General features: G+C 52.7%; 15 protein-coding genes. 13 read left to right on the forward strand and 2 right to left on the reverse strand.

Annotated elements, in window-relative coordinates:
* Positions 1 to 18: 18 nt before the first annotated feature.
* The 13 genes from VKV18_RS09375 to VKV18_RS09435 all read left to right on the forward strand — a co-directional run bounded on the left by VKV18_RS09375 (position 19) and on the right by VKV18_RS09435 (position 17,281).
* Positions 19 to 945, forward strand: a complete 927-nt coding sequence (locus VKV18_RS09375) for a hypothetical protein (RefSeq protein ID WP_324203944.1) — start codon at positions 19 to 21, stop codon at positions 943 to 945.
* Entirely contained in the window at positions 942 to 1,763 is an 822-nt protein-coding gene (locus VKV18_RS09380; RefSeq protein ID WP_324203945.1) for a Cof-type HAD-IIB family hydrolase, read from the forward strand. Before VKV18_RS09375 ends, VKV18_RS09380 begins: the two co-directional genes overlap by 4 nt.
* On the forward strand, positions 1,760 to 2,596 hold the full coding sequence (locus VKV18_RS09385; RefSeq protein WP_324203946.1) for a polyphosphate kinase 2 family protein: 837 nt from the start codon (positions 1,760 to 1,762) through the stop codon (positions 2,594 to 2,596). Before VKV18_RS09380 ends, VKV18_RS09385 begins: the two co-directional genes overlap by 4 nt.
* On the forward strand, positions 2,586 to 3,803 hold the full coding sequence (locus tag VKV18_RS09390; protein ID WP_324203947.1) for an SAM-dependent methyltransferase: 1,218 nt from the start codon (positions 2,586 to 2,588) through the stop codon (positions 3,801 to 3,803). The genes VKV18_RS09385 and VKV18_RS09390 overlap by 11 nt, the downstream gene beginning before the upstream one ends.
* Positions 3,804 to 3,975: 172 nt before the next feature.
* A complete protein-coding gene (gene secA, locus VKV18_RS09395; protein WP_324203948.1) occupies positions 3,976 to 7,272 on the forward strand; it encodes a preprotein translocase subunit SecA in 3,297 nt (1,098 codons plus the stop codon).
* Positions 7,273 to 7,284: 12 nt separating this feature from the next.
* Positions 7,285 to 7,809, forward strand: coding sequence for a TlpA disulfide reductase family protein (locus tag VKV18_RS09400; RefSeq protein WP_324203949.1), 525 nt, complete (start codon positions 7,285 to 7,287; stop codon positions 7,807 to 7,809).
* A 178-nt stretch (positions 7,810 to 7,987) separates the two neighbouring features.
* Entirely contained in the window at positions 7,988 to 11,320 is a 3,333-nt protein-coding gene (locus VKV18_RS09405) for a DUF7594 domain-containing protein (protein ID WP_324203950.1), read from the forward strand.
* Positions 11,321 to 11,525: 205 nt separating this feature from the next.
* Complete coding sequence (gene pqqB, locus VKV18_RS09410) at positions 11,526 to 12,440, forward strand: pyrroloquinoline quinone biosynthesis protein PqqB (RefSeq protein ID WP_324203951.1); 915 nt, start codon at positions 11,526 to 11,528, stop codon at positions 12,438 to 12,440.
* A gap of 17 nt (positions 12,441 to 12,457) precedes the next feature.
* On the forward strand, positions 12,458 to 13,186 hold the full coding sequence (gene pqqC, locus VKV18_RS09415) for a pyrroloquinoline-quinone synthase PqqC (RefSeq protein WP_324203952.1): 729 nt from the start codon (positions 12,458 to 12,460) through the stop codon (positions 13,184 to 13,186).
* Positions 13,183 to 13,506 (forward strand): pyrroloquinoline quinone biosynthesis peptide chaperone PqqD, encoded by a 324-nt coding sequence (pqqD, locus tag VKV18_RS09420; RefSeq protein WP_324203953.1) that lies wholly within the window; start codon positions 13,183 to 13,185, stop codon positions 13,504 to 13,506. The genes pqqC and pqqD overlap by 4 nt, the downstream gene beginning before the upstream one ends.
* The gene (gene pqqE / locus VKV18_RS09425) at positions 13,503 to 14,597 is read left to right on the forward strand and encodes a pyrroloquinoline quinone biosynthesis protein PqqE (protein ID WP_324203954.1); all 1,095 of its coding nucleotides are present in this window, start codon (positions 13,503 to 13,505) and stop codon (positions 14,595 to 14,597) included. Before pqqD ends, pqqE begins: the two co-directional genes overlap by 4 nt.
* Before the next feature lie 14 nt (positions 14,598 to 14,611).
* Complete coding sequence (locus VKV18_RS09430) at positions 14,612 to 16,135, forward strand: redoxin domain-containing protein (RefSeq protein ID WP_324203955.1); 1,524 nt, start codon at positions 14,612 to 14,614, stop codon at positions 16,133 to 16,135.
* Positions 16,136 to 17,281: a DUF1573 domain-containing protein gene (locus tag VKV18_RS09435; protein WP_324203956.1), complete on the forward strand. Its 1,146-nt coding sequence runs from the start codon at positions 16,136 to 16,138 to the stop codon at positions 17,279 to 17,281.
* Here VKV18_RS09435 and VKV18_RS09440 read toward each other — a convergent pair.
* Both VKV18_RS09440 and VKV18_RS09445 read right to left on the reverse strand, forming a co-directional pair.
* Positions 17,278 to 17,541: a hypothetical protein gene (locus tag VKV18_RS09440; protein WP_324203957.1), complete on the reverse strand. Its 264-nt coding sequence runs from the start codon at positions 17,539 to 17,541 to the stop codon at positions 17,278 to 17,280. The genes VKV18_RS09435 and VKV18_RS09440 overlap by 4 nt on opposite strands.
* Positions 17,542 to 18,424: nucleoside recognition domain-containing protein (locus VKV18_RS09445; protein WP_324203958.1), on the reverse strand; the 883-nt coding region annotated here is incomplete at its 5' end.

Consider the following 18,424-nt stretch of genomic DNA (forward strand, 5'->3'; position numbering starts at 1 on the left):
AAAGGGTGTATGGTTCTTATGTTTCCAAAGACACCACGAAAACTGAAAACCGCTATTCGCCTGCTCGGAAGCGAGAACTGGCAGGCGCATACTTGGGCCACCGAAGCGTTGCAACATGCCGACCATCTAGCCTATCCCCTACTTCTAGCAGCTGCATCGGCAACAACACCAAGCCCCCGTGCCATCTACGCCGCACTTATTCTCCATCAACTTGGCTACCCGGAAGGTGCTCAACATCTCATGCGGCTTATTGACCGCCCTTCTTTTCGTGAGAGCAGCTGCGCTCCTTTGCTCCGTCATGCCGTTTTGAAAACGGTGGGTACAACGCCCTTTCTTCAAAAACTGGACACAGCCCTCGTACAGCTCGAACAGCGCCCCGATCTTTCACGCCCGCTTGCCCACTTTCATCATAATGCGCAAATCCTCCTCTTTTTGCGATCGGAGTTACCCGTCTCCTTACTTCACCGAGCCCTCCTGGTACGTGCCATCGGAGGCGAAAATCTCTCCATCGTCCGCCTGGTTTTAGACGAAGCCGGTGAACCGAATTTGGAACACATCAGCCTTGTCCGAAGAGATTCTGCTGCCCTTCTCATCAGCTCGACCACACAAGAGCACGCCCTGCAAATATTTACAAACTGCCTACTTCACCCAAATCCCGCTGTGCAGCTCACCGCCATGTTTGGCCTTAAGCTCTTAAAGCTAGCCCATGCTATTAACGCGCTATACCCTATTGCCCATGATCCGTCTAGCCCCGTCCGTGAAGATGCGCAAAATCTCATCCGCTTTCTCAATCCACAAAAATCCGATCCCTTTGTGCTTCTTCGCCCTATAGATGCAGAAAGGTTTGCTCGCTCCTCCCTACTACGCGCCTCCAAAACGCAGCAGTCCGAACTACTACGACCTCTTTTTCCCGCACAAAACCCATCCGAAAGGAGTACCCATTGAACCCAACCTACCGACTCTGTGCCATAGATCTCGACGATACCCTTCTGAATTCAAACCATGTCCTGTCCGATACAAATCGAAGAGCGGTGCAGCACGTTGCACAAAAAGGGGTTGCCATAATAATCGCTTCTGGGCGAATGCACGAAACCACCCTGCCAACCGTTCACACCCTAGGGCTTCAAACACCGGTTATTAGCTACAACGGTGCCATGATCCGTAACCCCGTTACCGGCGAGACCTGGCTCAACGAAACCCTCCCACCTGACCTGGCCGATGAAATAAGAGCCTTTGCAAGGGAAAACCACTTCCAGCTGAACTACTATCTCGACGATCACATCTACTCTGCCGAACGCACTCCTTGGATGGAGCTGTATCAACAACGAACAGGCGCCCAATTTGAAATTCTTCCGGACTTCTATGAGCGCCTTAAAGGAACCGCCCCTACCAAACTGATTATCGTGACCCATCCCGCCACCGTTCAAGAGCTGTTACCTGTTATGCAACAACGTTACCAGGGACGCCTTACTGTCATGCGTAGCAACGTTGAGTATCTTGAGTTTTTGCCACTAAACGCAAGCAAGGGAAAGGCCCTCGCTATCGTGGCCGAGCGACTCGGCATTCCCGCCGAACAGACGATCGCCATTGGGGACAGCTGGAACGATATCTCCATGTTACAATGGGCTGGTCTGGGCATCGCCGTCGCCAACGCTAAACCGGAAGTGAAAGCGGTGGCAAAACGCGTCGTGCCTTCCTGTGACCAAGACGGTGTGGCGGTCGCCCTAAAAGAGATATTCCAAACTGAGGATCACAAAGCATGAGCTACCTAAAGCCGATTGATGGCTCCAAAAAAATTCAACTACGCGATATAGACCCTTCCTATCATGCCGGTCTGGATAAAGACGAAGGGGAAAAACGCTCTGCCCAACTTCTGGCCGAACTCTCCGAACTCCAAGAACTGCTCTACGCAGCAAGTACCCATGCAGTTCTCATCGTACTGCAAGGGATAGATACAGCCGGTAAAGACGGAACCATTCGTCACGTTTTTTCGAGCGTTAGCCCCCAAAGCTGTCGCGTCGCCTCCTTCAAAGTACCGACTGCCGAAGAGGCAGCTCACGACTTTTTATGGCGGGTTCATAAACAAACGCCAGCAAAAGGTACAATGGTCATTTTTAATCGCTCACACTACGAGGACGTGCTCGTCGTTCGAGTTCACAAACTTGTGCCGGAAACGGTGTGGCGTGCACGCTACGAGCAGATAAACGCCTTCGAACAACTCCTGGCCACAAATAACACGATCATCCTCAAATTCCTACTCCACATCAGCAAAGAGGAGCAAGAACAGCGTCTGCGAGATCGCGAAAAAGACCCCACAAAAGCCTGGAAGCTCTCGGTCGCCGATTGGAAGGAACGGGCACTTTGGGACGATTACCAAAGCGCTTTTGAGGATGCTATAAACCGGTGCGCAACACCTTATGCTCCTTGGTACGTCGTACCTGCCAACCATAAGTGGTTTCGTAACCTGGCTATCGCCGAAACGTTGGTAGAAGCATTGCGCCCCTTGCGCAAAGAATGGGTAAAACAGTTGGAAGCTCGTGGACAAGAGGAACTTGCTCAGATTAAGGCTTTCCGAAAGGATCAAGATGCCTCCTAGTACGCGCACGCTATCTTTTTCAGAGTTCCGAACCTATCTCACCAATCTGCTTGAGGCGGATGCCCTCTTCGTCGGGGCTACACTCAAGGGTCAAGACGGTATCAACATCACCGATCCAAACGGCTCTGCCCTTGTCCAGCCGGTACGGATTAAAGAACAAAAGTACTTTCAGTTCGCCTATCATAACTTTCAAAAGGTAACGCACCGCAATCTGCCCCTTTTCGACGCAGTGGAGCATCTTATCGAACTGGTGCGCACATCAAACGGTCGGCTGAACATTCGTACCACTCAAAGCGATGAGCAGGTTATACTCCTACCGGAAGGCAAAGTGCGGCTCACCGTGCGCCCAACAAACCGTCGCCCGGCCCCATTAACTCATAACCGAGCCAAAAACTATATCTTACAAGAAGGTCACTATCTGCCGTTTCTGCATGCGCTTGGCATCATGACCCAATCCGGCCAGGTGATTCCCTCTCGCTACGACAAATTCCGCCAAATCAATCGTTTTCTTGAAATCGTTCACGACATCATCGAACACCTTCCTAAACAGGGGTCGCTGCATATTGTGGATTTTGGTGCAGGGAAGGCCTATCTTTCCTTTGCACTCTACCACTATTTTCATTCGGTTTTAGAGCGCGAAGTCTACCTGTATGGCGTCGAACAAAAACCCGAACTGGTTGCTTTCTGCCAACAACTCGCCGAAAAGCTGCGGTGGACAGGCCTATCGTTTGTTTGCAGTTCCATAGAGGCGTTTGAGTTAGATACCTCCATTGACCTCGCTGTTAGCCTTCATGCCTGCGATACCGCCACAGATGACGCCATCGCCAAAGCGGTGCATTGGAACGCAAAGGTCATCCTCGCTGCCCCCTGCTGTCAAAAGGAACTCTACCGACAGCTCAACGCTGAGGAGCTGCAACCCATGCTGCGTTATGGAGTGATCCGTGAACGCCTTACCGGACTGGTAACCGATACACTGCGCGCATCACGCCTAGAGGCTGCCGGCTATGCCGTACAGATTCTAGAGTTTATCGAAACGGAGCATACCCCGAAAAATCTGCTTATACGCGCCGTTCGATCGCCTCACATCAACCGTGAAAAAGCCATACAAAGCTACCAACAGCTGCGAGATTTCTGGCACGTTCGCCCACGCATCGAAAAAAACCTGCCCCTTCCCGATAAGCCTCCCACAGAGATAACGGCACCTTAGATCGCCGAATCACGTATAAGGTATACTAGAAAGTTGATTGTGCCGTGTTATGCCCGTCAACTCCATTTCTCTTAACCATCCATTACATGGCATCCTATCGTGAGGTCTAACGCGGAAACAACGCGGTGTGCCCCGCCCCGCCAATCTACCCTTGTGAGGAAATAGCAAAACAATGGCATTGCCTGGTTTCCTGAAAAGATTAATAGATAATAATGAGCGCGAGGTTGCGCGCTATTGGAAAGTCGTCGAACAGATTAATGCCCTCGAACCTGTTTATGAGAAATACACGAATGAGGAACTCCGCGCCAAAATTAACGAGTTCCGTCAACAGGTTCAGGAGGAGTATCGAGAAAAGCGCGCAGCCGCTGAACCTAGCTGGCGAAACCTTACCGATCAGCAGATACGTGAAGCCGATCGCAAAATCTACGATCCTATTCTTGACAAAATTCTCCCAGATGTGTTCGCCATCGTACGCGAAGCCTCTAAGCGAACCCTCGGCATGCGCCACTTTGATGTCCAATTGATCGGGGGAATGGTACTGCACGATGGTCGTATCGCGGAGATGAAAACAGGGGAAGGGAAAACCCTGGTTGCTACCCTACCACTGACACTGAATGCTCTACTCGGTAAAGGCGTTCATCTCGTTACCGTGAACGACTATCTCTCTCGCCGAGATGCCGTTTGGAACGGCCCCATCTATCATCTCCTTGGTCTGAGTGTTGGTATCATCCAAGGGCAATCCCCCGAAACTGGTGAAGAGGGCGGCTCTTTTCTCTACGATCCCGATTACGATGATCCCGACCCCCGCTACAAGTACTGCAGGCCCATAACCCGCGCAGAAGCTTACCTTTGCGACATCACCTATGGAACCAACAACGAGTTCGGCTTCGACTATCTGCGCGACAACATGGCCTTTAGTAAGGAAGAACTGCGTCAACGTGAACTCCACTATGCTATCGTGGATGAGGTGGACTCCATCCTGATAGACGAGGCACGCACCCCGCTTATCATTTCGGGCATGGTTCAGCAACCTACCGAAATGTACTACAAGATAGATAGCATTGTGCGCAAAATGCGCCGCGGTATTGACGACCCCAAACGGGACAAGGATAACCCTAATGCCGATAAGCATAATCCAAACATTCATTATGTGGTAGACGAGAAGCAAAAAACAGCAACTCTTACCGATGCCGGAGTCGCCTTTGTGGAGCGTGAGCTTGGAATTAAAAATCTTTCCGAACATCCAGAGATCATGCACTATCTCCAAGCGGCGCTGAAAGCCCATGGCGTTTTCCGAAAAGATATAGACTATGTGGTGAAAACCATCAATGAAGAGGATGGCCCCGAAATCATTATCGTGGACGAAAACACGGGCCGCCTCATGTTCGGACGGCGCTATTCCGACGGGCTTCATCAGGCCATTGAGGCCAAAGAGGGCGTGAAGGTAAAAAGCGAAAGCCAGACCTTGGCCACTATAACCTTCCAAAACTACTTCCGCCTCTACTCCAAACTCGCCGGAATGACGGGCACCGCCAAAACAGAGGAAGAGGAGTTTCGCAAGGTCTACGGTCTCGATGTGGTCGTTGTCCCCACGAACCGTCCCATGATCCGCATAGACCACCCTGATGTTATCTACAAGACCGAGGAGCATAAGCTGCGTGGCATCACGGCGGAGATTCTGCGAGTCTACTGCAAACAACAACCCATCCTCGTTGGCACACGCTCCATCGAGATGAGCGAGCGTGTCAGTCAGCGCATAAGCCCGTCCAATCTCTCCCTCCTGTGCATGATCGAGGTGGCCCGTGAAGCGCTCGAAAAGAACAAGACCATAGATCCCGAGAAAAAGCGCAGCTATGTCGCCCTACTGAACACCCCCCTACCGCAGCTTTCCATGGCGCGCCTCAAGCCTCTTCTAAAAGAGCTGGGGATTAACGAAGACCCTCTCTCGCCGGAAAACATGAATACCATTGCTCGGCTCTTTCAAATCGAGGATTCAGGCCTTGAACGCCTAGAAGAGGCGCTGACGCACGGCATCGGCCATAACATTCTGAACGCCAAATACCACGAAAAAGAGGCTCTCATCATCGCCGAGGCAGGCCGTAAAGGCGCCGTCACCATCGCAACCAACATGGCTGGGCGTGGGGTTGACATCCTGCTTGGCGGCAAGCATATCCATCAAGCCCTCCCCACCGTGGATGGCAGCCTCCGCTCGCTCACGCAGGCCGAAAAGCTGGCCGAGGCCGAACAGCCAGACAAGACCTCCGAAACCGCCCAAGAAGAGCAGAGCTATCGCCGATACGGAAATCCGGCCGTCCTCGAAGCGGTAACCACGGGTGCTCTCACGGATGAAGAACACAAACGCGCCGCCGATGAAGTACGCGCGCTAGGTGGCCTGTTCATACTTGGCACAGAACGCCATGAAAGCCGGCGAATAGATAACCAGTTGCGAGGCCGCGCCGGACGCCAAGGAGATCCTGGTGAAAGCCGCTTCTATGTCTCCCTTGAAGATGAACTTTGGCGTCTCTTCGGCGACCGGTTCAATTCACCGCTCCTCCGCGGATGGGAAGAGCATCTCCCAATGGATGCAAAAGTCTTCTCGAAGCTTATCGAGCGTACACAAAAGAAGGTCGAGGAGCACTATTTCGAGATTCGTAAGAACACGCTGAACTATGACGATGTCATGAACCGGCAGCGCGACGTCATCTACAAAGAGCGACGCCGCATCCTCGAGGGTGTCGACCTCAAAGAGACCATTCTCCACTACATCCGAACAAATATTGAGGATGCTGTATACGCCTACTGCTCGCCAGAGGCCCCTGCGGAAGAGTGGGACATCGAAACCCTCTATAACGAACTGAATGAATATTTCATGCTCTATCCCGAAATCACCGAAGAGCACCTTCGTGGTAAACGCCAGGAAGAGATGATCGAGCTAATCTACAACCACGTCGTTGGCGTGTACGAGGCGCGAGAAAAGGAGTTGGCCGAACTTCAGGGCGACCCGAATGCCATGCGCCAACTAGAGCGCTTCCTTGCGCTGCGAGCCATCAATGATCGCTGGATGGAGCACCTTGCGAACATGGATTATCTCCGTGAAGGTATCGGCCTTCGCGGCTATGAACAGATCGATCCCCTCCTCATCTATCAGAAAGAGGCCTTTGAGGAGTTCGAGCGCATGCAGCAGGCTATTCAAGACGACATCGTGCGAAATATCCTCCGTATCCAAGTAGTCGTCGAGCCACAACAGCCTACTTTCGCCCCGGCTGTACCCATTATTCCGCTGCCGGAAGAGCTTCCGAAACCTAAATATAGCGGCATCACCAACATCGCAGAAAACGCAACAGCCCGAAACGGCAACCTCCTCGCCACGAAAGACACCCCGCCACCGGGCTGGAAAGGTGGACGGAACGATCCTTGCTGGTGCGGAAGCGGCCTAAAATACAAAAAATGCCACGGTAAAAACGCCTAGGAGGAAAGCAACATGAGTGCAGAAGCGATGCCACAACCCCTACAGACCGGCGATAAGATCGTAGATTTTGAGCTGTCAGATGCCCACGGACGACTCTACTCCACCGCAGAACTGAGAAAGAAAGGGCTTCTGCTCCTCTTTATCTTTAAAGTTGGCTGCGGCACCTGCAAATACTCGGCCCCTTTCATTCAGAGACTACATCACCAATATGCAGAAGGCTCGAATGGTAAATTCACCGTTCTCGGTGTTTCCCAAGACGACGCGCCGGCCACCGAAGCCTTCGCTAAGGAGCATGGCGATCTCACTTTCCCCATTGTCCTCGATGTCAACCTCGATGTTGCCGAGTGGTACAACCTTATCGGGGTGCCGGACCTCTATCTTTTAGGCCCCGAAGAAACCATCCTTTATGCAATTCCCGGCCACTTCAACCAGGCCGGCTTTAATGAGCTTGCAAAACGCGCTGCCGAAGCGACCAATAAGCCCTACACGCCCATTGTCCTTCCAGAAGACGATGCCCCCTCCATAAAACCTGGCTGAGGCTCTAAGCGCCGCCCTAGGTCTGGGGCGTACGTTATCACTCTCGAAGAACACAGGAACTTTTTAGCGAGTTCCTGTGTTCTTGTTTATTATAAAATGCCCAAATACACCGACGGCCTACCCAAACTTTCAGTGGCCACCCGACACTAGATGACCTGTATTCAAAGGAGAAGATACTATGCGCCAACTTCGTGATCGCGTCTGCTCGTTTTGCACGGCTATCATCGGCATCGTTACCGGACTGGTCTTTGCCCTTCCCTCGTCCGCCCAGGTATCTGTGCTTACCCAGCATAACGATATCTATCGTTCCGGCGCAAACCTAAATGAAACCATCCTTAATACCTCAAACGTAAACGTCCAAAAATTTGGTAAGCTCTTCACGCGCCATGTGGATGCTGAAATTTACGCCCAACCCCTCTATGTACCCCACCTACTCATCCCAGGGAAAGGCATCCACAACGTCGTTTTTGTCGCAACAATGAATAATAGCGTCTATGCCTTCGATGCAGACGATCCCAACCAGTCAGCACCGCTTTGGCAAGACAATTTCGGCCCGCCTGTCCCCGCCTCCGACGTACAGTGCTGCTGTACCGATATCTCCGTCCGCGTTGGCATTCTCAGCACACCCGTCATTGACCCAAATACCAACCTTATGTACCTAGTTAGCCGCAACAAAAACCCGGATGGCACCTATCATCAATGGTTGCACGCACTAGACATTACCACCGGTCAAGAACGCTTGAACGGGCCTGTCGAAATCAAGGCCTCCTACGGCAACCTAACCTTCGATCCAAAGATTCAGAACCAACGCCCGGCCCTCCTCCTCTATCGGGGGGCCGTCTACATTTCATGGGCCTCTCACAACGATTGCGGCCCCTATCACGGCTGGATCGTCGCTTACGATGCCTCGAATCTGCATCAAATCGCTACCTACTGCGATACGCTAAACGGCACACAGGCAGGCATCTGGCAATCCGGTGAGGGGCCGACGGTTGGTCAAGATGGCAACATCTATATCATGACGGGTAACGGCACCTTCGATGCGAACACAGGCGGACCTGACCTAGGCTGTAGCTTCATTAAGCTTAGTCCTGCCATCCCCAATCAGGGTGGCCTTAAAGTGCTTGACTGGTTTACTCCCTATAATGTAGATAGCCTTAACGCCGCCGATCTCGATCTCGGCTCTTCCGGTGTACTCGTTATCCCCGGCACCCCTTACATTCTTGGCGGAGGGAAACAGGGCGTCTTCTACCTCCTGAACATCCATAACCTCGGCCACTTCAACCCAAGCGGGGATACACAGATCGTGCAGAGTTTTCAAGCCGGAAATGGGCATATTCACGGTTCACCCGTCTACTACAACAGCCCGGTGAACGGTCCGTGCGTCTATGTCTGGTCTGAAGAAGACTATCTGAAAGTCTTCGCCTTTAAAGGCACGTACTTCAATGCAACTCCCATCGCCTATAGCCCCAATCGCGTTCCAGATGGTATGCCCGGAGCCATGCTCTCCATCTCCGCAAATGGGCAAAAACCAGGTACCGCCATCATATGGGCTTCTCACCCCTACCAAGGTAACGCCAATAATGCCGTGGTGCCGGGCATTCTTCAAGCTTTCGATGCCAGCAGCATCTCGGTGGATAGCCAAGGTATCCCCCGTCTCAAGGAGCTGTGGAACAGTAGAATGAACGTCAACCGCGATGATATCGGCAAATTTGCTAAGTTTTGCTGCTCCACCATCGCCAATGGCAAAGTCTACATGGCCAGCTTTGGTGCACCGAACGATCCCATCGGAGCCGGACAACTCGTTGTCTATGGCCTTCTTGACTCCGTCCGCCCTACAGCCCCCTCCTCCCTCACAGCCTCGATAGGCGATCAGCAACTCGCCCTCTCTTGGACACCCGTCTCCAATGCAGATAGCTATAACATCTATCGAGGCACCGCACCCGGGCAGGAAACGCTCTACAAACAAAATGTCTCGCAAAACTATTTCACCGATACCGGTCTTCAAGATGGTATTCTCTACTACTATCGCGTCACCGCACAGAACAACGGTGGTGAAAGCCCGCCTTCCAACGAAGTGGCCGCCAGCCCGCAGCTTGGACATGGAGGTACCAAAACACTCTCTCCCATCGCCGATGCCTATACGTGTGCAGGCATCTACGCAAATCAGAATTTTGGCGCAGCTCAAAATTTGAAGGTTAGCAACGATTCTCCAAACGACACCTGCTACACATTCCTCAAATTCGATCTCTCCGGCCTGGCCTCGCCTCTCAGCGGAGCCTTGCTTACTCTCTTTGGTTCCAGCCAAAACGGTAAGGCAACTCTTGTAACCGCCCAAGCCGTTTCGAGCAACGCATGGGGTGAGCGAACAATAACCTGGAATAATATGCCATCACTCCTCTATCCCTTTGCCAATGCGCGAATCTGGCCAAACGATCAATATTATCGCTGGGATGTTAGCCCCTACTTCTTAAAACAGGTGGCCGCCAACAGTAAACAGTTTTCCGTAGCTCTTACCCCCTATCGCGGTCTAACAGATGTCATGGCGAATTTCTACTCCCGTGAGGCTGGGGTCAAACCGCCGTTCCTTACCATCTGTAGCCCAGGTGGCCCCCCCGCGGCACCCACTGAGCTGGTGGCCAATGCAGACATCCTGCAAGTCAACCTCCAATGGGACGCCATCGGGGGAGCTTCTAGCTACAGCATCTATCGCGCCACCGCCTCAGGTGCCGAAACTCTCTACCAAACCGGTCTCACCTCCACCACTTTCTCCGACACAAATGTACAGGCAAATACAACCTACTACTATCGCGTTGCCGCCGTCAACAGTTTTGGCCAAAGCGTGCTCTCAAACGAGGCGAGCGCTAGCCCGCTTCCCAAAATACTACCGGACTATCCCACCGGCTTTAGCAGTTCAGGCAATATCGTTTTAAATGGTGGCGCCACCTTTGACGACACCCGTCTGCAGCTCACCAACAGCGCCACCTACTTTGAAGCGAGCAGCGCTTTCTTTAAATATCTGGTGGACGTACGGAAGTTTCACAACCACTTCACTTTCCAAATTCAGAACGCCCAAGCCGATGGTTTCACCTTCACCATTCAAAGCGATGGGCCGACCGCTATAGGTCTTGCAGGCGGGTCTTTAGGCTATGAAGGCATCAACAACAGCGTGGCGATAAAGTTCGATCTCTACAACAATAGCGGAGAAGGTACCGACTCGACAGGACTCTACACAGATGGAGCACCTCCTACCGTCCCGGCTATTGACCTCTCCAATACCGGTATCGATCTCCATAGCGGCCATATCTTTGCCGTAGATATGGTTTACGATGGCGCTACGCTTCAAGTCACCATACGCGATACCCAAACCTCTGCCACGGCCACACAGTCCTATCAAATAGATATTCCTAACACTATCGGAAGCCCCATTGGCTATGTGGGCTTTACCGGAGGAACGGGTGGGCTTACGGCTACCCAAGAGATACTTACATGGACTTACACTGTGCCATAAATGCCGAATCCATAATTCCTTGAGGAGGTGAATGAGAGATGCAAGAGTGGACGACGCCCGATTTCGAAGAGATCAGTGTCAACGCGGAGTGCTCTGCCTACGTACTATGTGAAGAGGACTAGCATGTAATCATAGATAAGGAAGCGATAGTTGCCTATAAGTCCTATCGCTTCCCTCTAAATCATTTCCACTTTCCAGCAGAACTATGCATGTACGACTTTTAGGAACCGCTGCAGGCGGCGGTTTTCCACAATGGAATTGCGCCTGTCCTAACTGCTCTGTGGCACGTTCTGATCCAGACACCGCCAAGCCACGCACACAATCTTCGGTGGCTGTAAGCGCCGATGGAGAGAACTGGTTTCTCTTGAACGCTTCGCCGGATATCACACACCAGATCGAAGCCTTTCCTGAGCTTTACCCCCGTCCGGCACGGCATACCCCCATTCAAGGGGTTTTGATCACGAACGCCGATCTCGACCATATCCTAGGTCTCTTCCTACTGCGCGAACACTCTCCACTGGTTCTCTATACCACCCCAACCACGCGCCAGACACTAACAGAAAGTCTCGCTCTCGAACGCATTCTCAACCCCTACACCCAGCTCGTATGGCGTCTTCTTCCTCACATCCCGCAACCGCTTTTATTGTCCAACGAGTCGCCATCCGGCCTTCTGATCCAGGCCATCTCCCTGCCTGGAAATCCTCCGCGCTACGGACATCAGGCAAGCAAGGCTTTAGAAGGGCATACCGTAGGCCTCTCTCTAACCGATATTCAAACCAGCGGACGCCTTCTCTATCTCCCCGACCTCCCATGCTGGCCAGAGTCGTTAACGGCAGAATGTGCACACTGCGGCCTCCTGCTCGTAGATGGAACCTTCTGGGACGAACAGGAGATGATCGCGTTAGGCTTTAGCACCCGAACCGCAACGCAAATCGGCCATCTTCCCATTTCGGGCCCGAGCGGTAGCCTTTCCCATCTCATGGAGCTTCACACTCGTTATAAGGTCTACGTGCACATCAATAACACAAATCCCATTCTTATCCCCCAATCCAAACAACGCCAACTCGTGGAATCGGCCGGATGCCTGGTAGGCGAAGATGGTATGGAGTTCATTCTCTGAAGACGGAGAAACAAAACATGGTGACAGAAGTTTGGGATAGAGACACATTCCTACAGCATTTACGCCAGATCGGTAAGGGCCGTTACCACCATCTCCATCCTTTTCATATCGCTATGAACGCTGGCCGACTCTCTCCAAGTCAGATTCGTGGCTGGATCGCCAACCGCTTCTACTATCAGCAGAACATACCCATCAAAGATGCTGCCATCCTCTCCAATTGCCCAAGGCCAGAAATCCGTCGCATCTGGATACATCGCATTTTGGATCATGATGGTCAAACCGAAGGGGAAGGTGGCATAGAAGCATGGCTTCGATTGGGAGAAGCTGCCGGTCTATCGCGTGATGATCTCTGGAGCCATCGCTACCTCCTACCAGGAGTACGCTTTGCCGTAGACGCCTACGTCAACTTCTGTCGCACCCAACCCTGGCCAATTGCCGTGGCGTCCTCCCTAACGGAGCTTTTCGCGCCCGATCTTATGCAAGAGCGGCTGGCAGCCTTTGAGAAACACTATACCTGGATCTCCCCTGACGGACTAGAGTATTTCCGAGCGCGGCTCACACAAGCTCGACGCGATTCACATGAAGGACTCGAGCTGACGCTTACCCATTGCAACACCCGTGAACTGCAGGAGAAGGCCGTTGAGGCCCTCGCCTTTAAATGTGACCTCCTGTGGGCCATGCTAGATGCCATTCAACTCGCGTACGGTGGTGCAACAAAATCGCAAGGAGAGGAAAAAGCAAAATGATGCATTGCAACTTATTCCCACCGAATGCTATCCCGAAAATTGCTCCTTATGCCCGCCTCCAACAAGATAGGGTTACCGGGAAAATGGCTCTCGTCTACCCGGAAGGCGTACTGCTTTTAAACGACACCGGCGCGGCCATTCTCAAGCTCTGCAATGGCCATACCGATCTCGCTACCATCTGCTCACAACTCTCTAAACAGTATTCCCTATCGGCCGATAACCTTGTCGCCGATGTGCAGACATATCTCCACCGTCTGTATCAGCGCAATCTCATTACCTTTGAAGACGAACCGCGATCGTCCGATCAAAACCGACCATGATCCCCCGTCCCTTTGGCCTTCTAGCCGAACTCACCTATCGGTGTCCGCTCCACTGCCCTTACTGCTCTAATCCGGTACGCTATCCTACCGCACAACCGGAGCTAGACACAGACGAATGGATAAGCGTCTTCCAACAGGCTGCCGATCTGGGTGTTTTGCACGCTCTTCTCTCCGGTGGGGAACCTCTACAACGCAAAGACATCGGCACGCTCATTCTAGCAGCTCATGATTCCGGTCTCTATACCAATCTCATCACCAGTGGGGTAGGCCTGACTCCTTCCAGTGCAAAGCGTCTTAAACAGGCAGGGCTTGATAGCGTTCAAATTAGCTTCCAGGCCGACGAGCCGGCTCTTGCAAACAGCATCGCCGGCACAAATGCCTTCCGTTTAAAACTTCTAGCCGTTCGTGCCGTTCAAGAAGTAGACCTTCCCCTGACCCTGAATGTGGTGCTTCACCGTTTCAACATCCATCGCATCCCCCAAATCATCGAATTTGCGGTTAGCCTCCAAGCCAAACGCTTAGAGCTGGCACATACCCAATACTACGGCTGGGCTTTCAAAAATAGGAAAGCTTTGTTGCCGTCCCTTCAACAGATCGAGATCGCCGCGCAGCTGGTGGCCGAAGCACGAAAAGCCTACCAACACCGCATTGAGATACTCTACGTTCTCTCTGACTACTATAGTCCTCGTCCAAAACCCTGTATGAACGGTTGGGGACGGCGCTATCTCTGCGTAAATCCCATTGGCGACGTTCTCCCATGCCCTACCGCCTATGAAATACCCCATCTAACCTTTGATAATGTGCGAGAACATCCCCTCCAATGGATATGGGAACACTCCGAGGCGTTCAACCGCTTTCGAGGCACTGAATGGATGCACGAGCCTTGCTGTAGCTGCCCCTACAAAGAGATAGACTTCGGAGGTTGTCGCTGTCAAGCAGCCCTGCTAACAGGCGATCCTTCGGTAACCGACCCCGTCTGCGAACTTTCTCCCCATCACCCGCTTCTTGAACGGCAACTGCAAGTCTCCAGTCCGCCGCTATTGCCGCAGGACGAAATGCGGGATAAAATGAGTTATCGCATCTACCCTTAGCTCAAGAGGAACCCATGTTGCGTTCAAAAGTGCTACTTATTCTCTTTCTTCCTATCCTGATGGCTTTTCAAGAGCCACAGGAGGGACCTGAAACCCTTCCGCATAACCTCTCAGACCATCCACGCTACCGGGTGACCGATCTCGGACTTATCTCAACTGCAACAGACAACATCGGTCCGGCACTCAATCAAGAGGGCGCGGTAACAGGCTGGCATCCTAACCAACTTAACGAGCACCCCACAGCCTGGCTTTGGCATAAAGGGCAGCTTAGAATATTGGGTGGCTTGCCAAACTATCCCGATACTTATGCAGCCGCCATCAACGACAAACTGCAGGTAGTGGGCATCGCCCGCTCAGCACAAGACATCCGTTTTATGCGCCCCTTTCTATGGGAAAAAGAATCCCTACACGATTTAGGAGGGCTGGGAGGCTCCTTTGGTGCCGCCTTAGACATCAACGCGCATGGAGACATTGTCGGGTTTAGCCAGCTTGCCTCCGGCTTCACACACGCCTTTCTTTATCATAACGGCAAAATGCAAGACCTAGGCACCCTGCCCAATGGAGATTTTAGCATTGCCGAGGGAATAAACGACCATGATGCCGTTGTGGGGATATCCAACAATGCCCCGAAAGCTGCCAGCAGAGCCTTTTTGTATGCACAAGGGAAAATGAGCGATCTGGGCCTCCTGCCGGGTGGCTCCTTTAGCCATGCCCACGCCATTAACAATGCGGGGGTGGTTGTCGGTTGGGCCGCTACAGCAGATGGGGATATCCATGCCTGCCTTTGGAAGAATCATAAGATCGTTGACCTCGGTACCCTAGGCGACTCCCCCTCGACAGCATGGGGCATTAATGAGCAAGGACAGATCGTTGGCTCTTCTGCCGACCGCTATCAGCATCAACACGCTTTTCTTTGGGAAAATGGGCACATGGAAGACCTAAACCGCTTCATCCCCTCAAACTCTGGCTGGATACTTCAGCGCGCCTTTCGTATCAACCATCGGGGTCAGATTGTGGGAATCGGGCGCTTTGGCGGGGAAACCCACGTCTTTTTGTTGACTCCTCTTGCGAACCGTTCGCAAGCGGCCTTAGCTCCAAACTTCCAACTTACGGATATACAAGGCCATTTGCATACGCTGTATGACTATCGTCGCAACCTAATAGCGCTCTTCTTCTTCTGCGGCTGTCAGTGGTGCCACCAATGCGCCCGCGCTTGGGCAGCCGTTCAACAAAGTGATCGCCTTCCACCCTCCTGCCTTACCCTCATCGTCTTCACCGGCTCGGCGAATGACGCAAGGACATTCTTGCAGGAAACACAACTTGATGCGCAACACACCCTCATCCTGCCCGATCCAGCCATGCGGGTCGCCCTACGTTACAAGGCCCTGGTATGCCCACGTGTTTTTATCCTAAACAAGGAACAGCAGATCGTCTACACAAACGATCACGCCTCCGATGCTCCTCGGAAAGCCACAGGTGCAGCGATCGCACTAAATGCGCTCCAAGCCGTTCAGCAATTAACCCAGGAGGCCCACTAAATGCGTCTCCTACGAACCTCTCCTCTGCTCGCTGCGCTGCTCATAGCGTTGTCCCCCATCGCACTAGCCCTACCCTCTGGTCTCGTGGTGCTATCTCCAAAACATCCTCCCACTAATGTCTCAACGTACGACTTTGGAACTGTAGACCCACTCCAGATCAAAACCCTGAGGTGCACCTTCCGCCTGCACAACAACACGGTGGTTCCCATTACCATCGAACAGATTCAACCTTCCTGTGGCTGTACCTCCACCCTACTCTCCCCAACCTCGGAGTCTAATGGAAAGGCAACTATCGCCCCAAACCAAACTGTCACTCTCAGCGCCAACATCCAGGTAAACCGCCTCAATCCAGGAGATTTTATCAAATACATCTATGTGTTTACAGAAGGCGATCCATCTCCCACGGTTACCTTAGAGATGAAAGGCAGGGTGCTACCGATTGTCGAATTCGATCCGCCGGTTGTGGATTTTGGCACTGTCCCTTTTGAAAGTGCCCACACCCAAGTGCTTAAGATTCGCATAGACGATAGATTGTTGAAAAGATCGCGCCGACCGCTGCTGCTTCGCACAACGTTGTCTTCATCGCCCACACCCTCAGATCGGCAACCGAGTTTACCCTTTATCAAAACCACCCTAATTTCCAAACCGCATCCGATCAAGTGGCACGGTCGTACCGCCATGGAGGCAGCTTACCAAGTGACTCTAGAACCCTACGCACCATTAGGGCCGCTTCAGGCTATTCTCTACAGCGCGGTACCATCCCCGTCAAACGCTCTCGCACGCAACACGGCTACCCTCAAAGCCAACGTCGTAGGCTCTTTTCAATGCGACCCCCATGTCATCGTGTTAGGCTCTGTCTTTCAGGGACTTACAGCTTACGATCAGACCATCATCAAAACGACTCGTCCCGACTTATGGCAAGGGCTTACCATTCGCACTTCCGCTCCCTACCTTAAGGCCTGGCTCGTGCCTCTTCCGACATCGGCTGCCTCATCCCCTCCGCCATCAACACGCACTTTACAGGTTCAACTGACCTCTAAGGCTCCCGCCGGAGCGCTCACCCTCCATGTTTTCGTATATGCTACCGATCGCGAACAGATGGATATTCCCGTCTACGTCAACGTAACGCCGAGAAGCCGCAACTAGTCCAAACCTTGTCTATCCTCTCTCTTCACCGAGCGCGGGCGAATGGTCGAGATCGGCACCACCCCATCGGGATGAGTTAGCCCCATCTGCTTCTGTTTTTTATCGGCGGCCACCTTTAATTTGGCGAGTGCACATCCTTCGCACACCCTACAAACGCTTCCCTCTTTCCAAAACGCCCGCACCATGCGCCAAATATAGCTAGCCAAATAGAGCGCTGCCGCTCCAACGATCCCAAACGTCAAAATCTGTTGCCAATTCATCTAACGTACCCCCCAACCGAAAAACAGCCCCACATGGTACACAGAAAAAGTCACTGTCCATGCCAGGGCCGTCATGTAGGCGATCTGGAAGAGAGGCCACTTCCAGCCGTTCGTCTCTTTCCTGACAACGGCAACGGTAGACATGCATTGCATCGCAAGAACGTAGTAGATCATCAAGCACACGGCCACCAAGGGGGTAAAAACGTGTTTACCCGTCGTAGGGTCAATATCGGCCTGCATCCGCTTGCCGAGATCGGCCTGTCCTGCTCTAGAATCCGTATCGGCAACGTTGTAGATGGTGCCCATTGTGGAAACAAACACCTCACGGGCAATAAACGAAGAGACGATGCCCGCCCCCATCTTCCAGTTGAAACCGAGAGGGCGTATTGTTGGCTCGATCAGACGGCCAAGCTGGCCTAGATAGCTTTTTTGGAGCGCCTGATCCGGCGTGAGCCGCGGGTACTTAGGATAGCTTGAAAGGAACCATACCACGATTGCTACCGAGAGGATCACTGTGCCTGCCCTACGCACAAACAGGCCGGCGCGTTCCACCATCTGAATGGCGGCCGCTTTCACACTCGGTAGCCTATAGGGTGGCAACTCCATGAGGAATGTAGGCGATACCCCCTTTAAGAGGGTTTTATGAAACAGCCAAGCCATGCCGAAGGCTGCCGCCATCCCCAAAAAGTAGAGCGCGATAAATGTGGCTGCGGGTAGAGTTAAAAGCGTGACCGACCCGATACCGAACACCCGCCGATTGGGGATGAAAGCGCTTGTCATCAAGAGGTAGACAGGCAAGCGCGCCGAACAGGACATTAGAGGCGCCACCAGGATCGTGATCAGGCGCGCCTTTCTATCTCCAATGGTGCGTGTAGCCAGAATC

It is taken from the genome of Chthonomonas sp. (genome assembly GCF_035294505.1).
Classification (GTDB): domain Bacteria; phylum Armatimonadota; class Chthonomonadetes; order Chthonomonadales; family Chthonomonadaceae; genus Chthonomonas.

Coding starts and splice junctions, on each gene's coding strand:
- VKV18_RS09385 (WP_324203946.1), top strand. CDS start 1,760: ATGAGCTACCTAAAGCCGATTGATGGCTCCAAAAAAATTCAACTACGC.
- pqqE (WP_324203954.1), top strand. CDS start 13,503: ATGATCCCCCGTCCCTTTGGCCTTCTAGCCGAACTCACCTATCGGTGT.
- pqqC (WP_324203952.1), top strand. CDS start 12,458: ATGGTGACAGAAGTTTGGGATAGAGACACATTCCTACAGCATTTACGC.
- VKV18_RS09430 (WP_324203955.1), top strand. CDS start 14,612: ATGTTGCGTTCAAAAGTGCTACTTATTCTCTTTCTTCCTATCCTGATG.
- secA (WP_324203948.1), top strand. CDS start 3,976: ATGGCATTGCCTGGTTTCCTGAAAAGATTAATAGATAATAATGAGCGC.
- pqqB (WP_324203951.1), top strand. CDS start 11,526: ATGCATGTACGACTTTTAGGAACCGCTGCAGGCGGCGGTTTTCCACAA.
- VKV18_RS09390 (WP_324203947.1), top strand. CDS start 2,586: ATGCCTCCTAGTACGCGCACGCTATCTTTTTCAGAGTTCCGAACCTAT.
- VKV18_RS09375 (WP_324203944.1), top strand. CDS start 19: ATGTTTCCAAAGACACCACGAAAACTGAAAACCGCTATTCGCCTGCTC.
- VKV18_RS09440 (WP_324203957.1), bottom strand. CDS start 17,541: ATGAATTGGCAACAGATTTTGACGTTTGGGATCGTTGGAGCGGCAGCG.
- VKV18_RS09405 (WP_324203950.1), top strand. CDS start 7,988: ATGCGCCAACTTCGTGATCGCGTCTGCTCGTTTTGCACGGCTATCATC.
- pqqD (WP_324203953.1), top strand. CDS start 13,183: ATGATGCATTGCAACTTATTCCCACCGAATGCTATCCCGAAAATTGCT.
- VKV18_RS09435 (WP_324203956.1), top strand. CDS start 16,136: ATGCGTCTCCTACGAACCTCTCCTCTGCTCGCTGCGCTGCTCATAGCG.
- VKV18_RS09400 (WP_324203949.1), top strand. CDS start 7,285: ATGAGTGCAGAAGCGATGCCACAACCCCTACAGACCGGCGATAAGATC.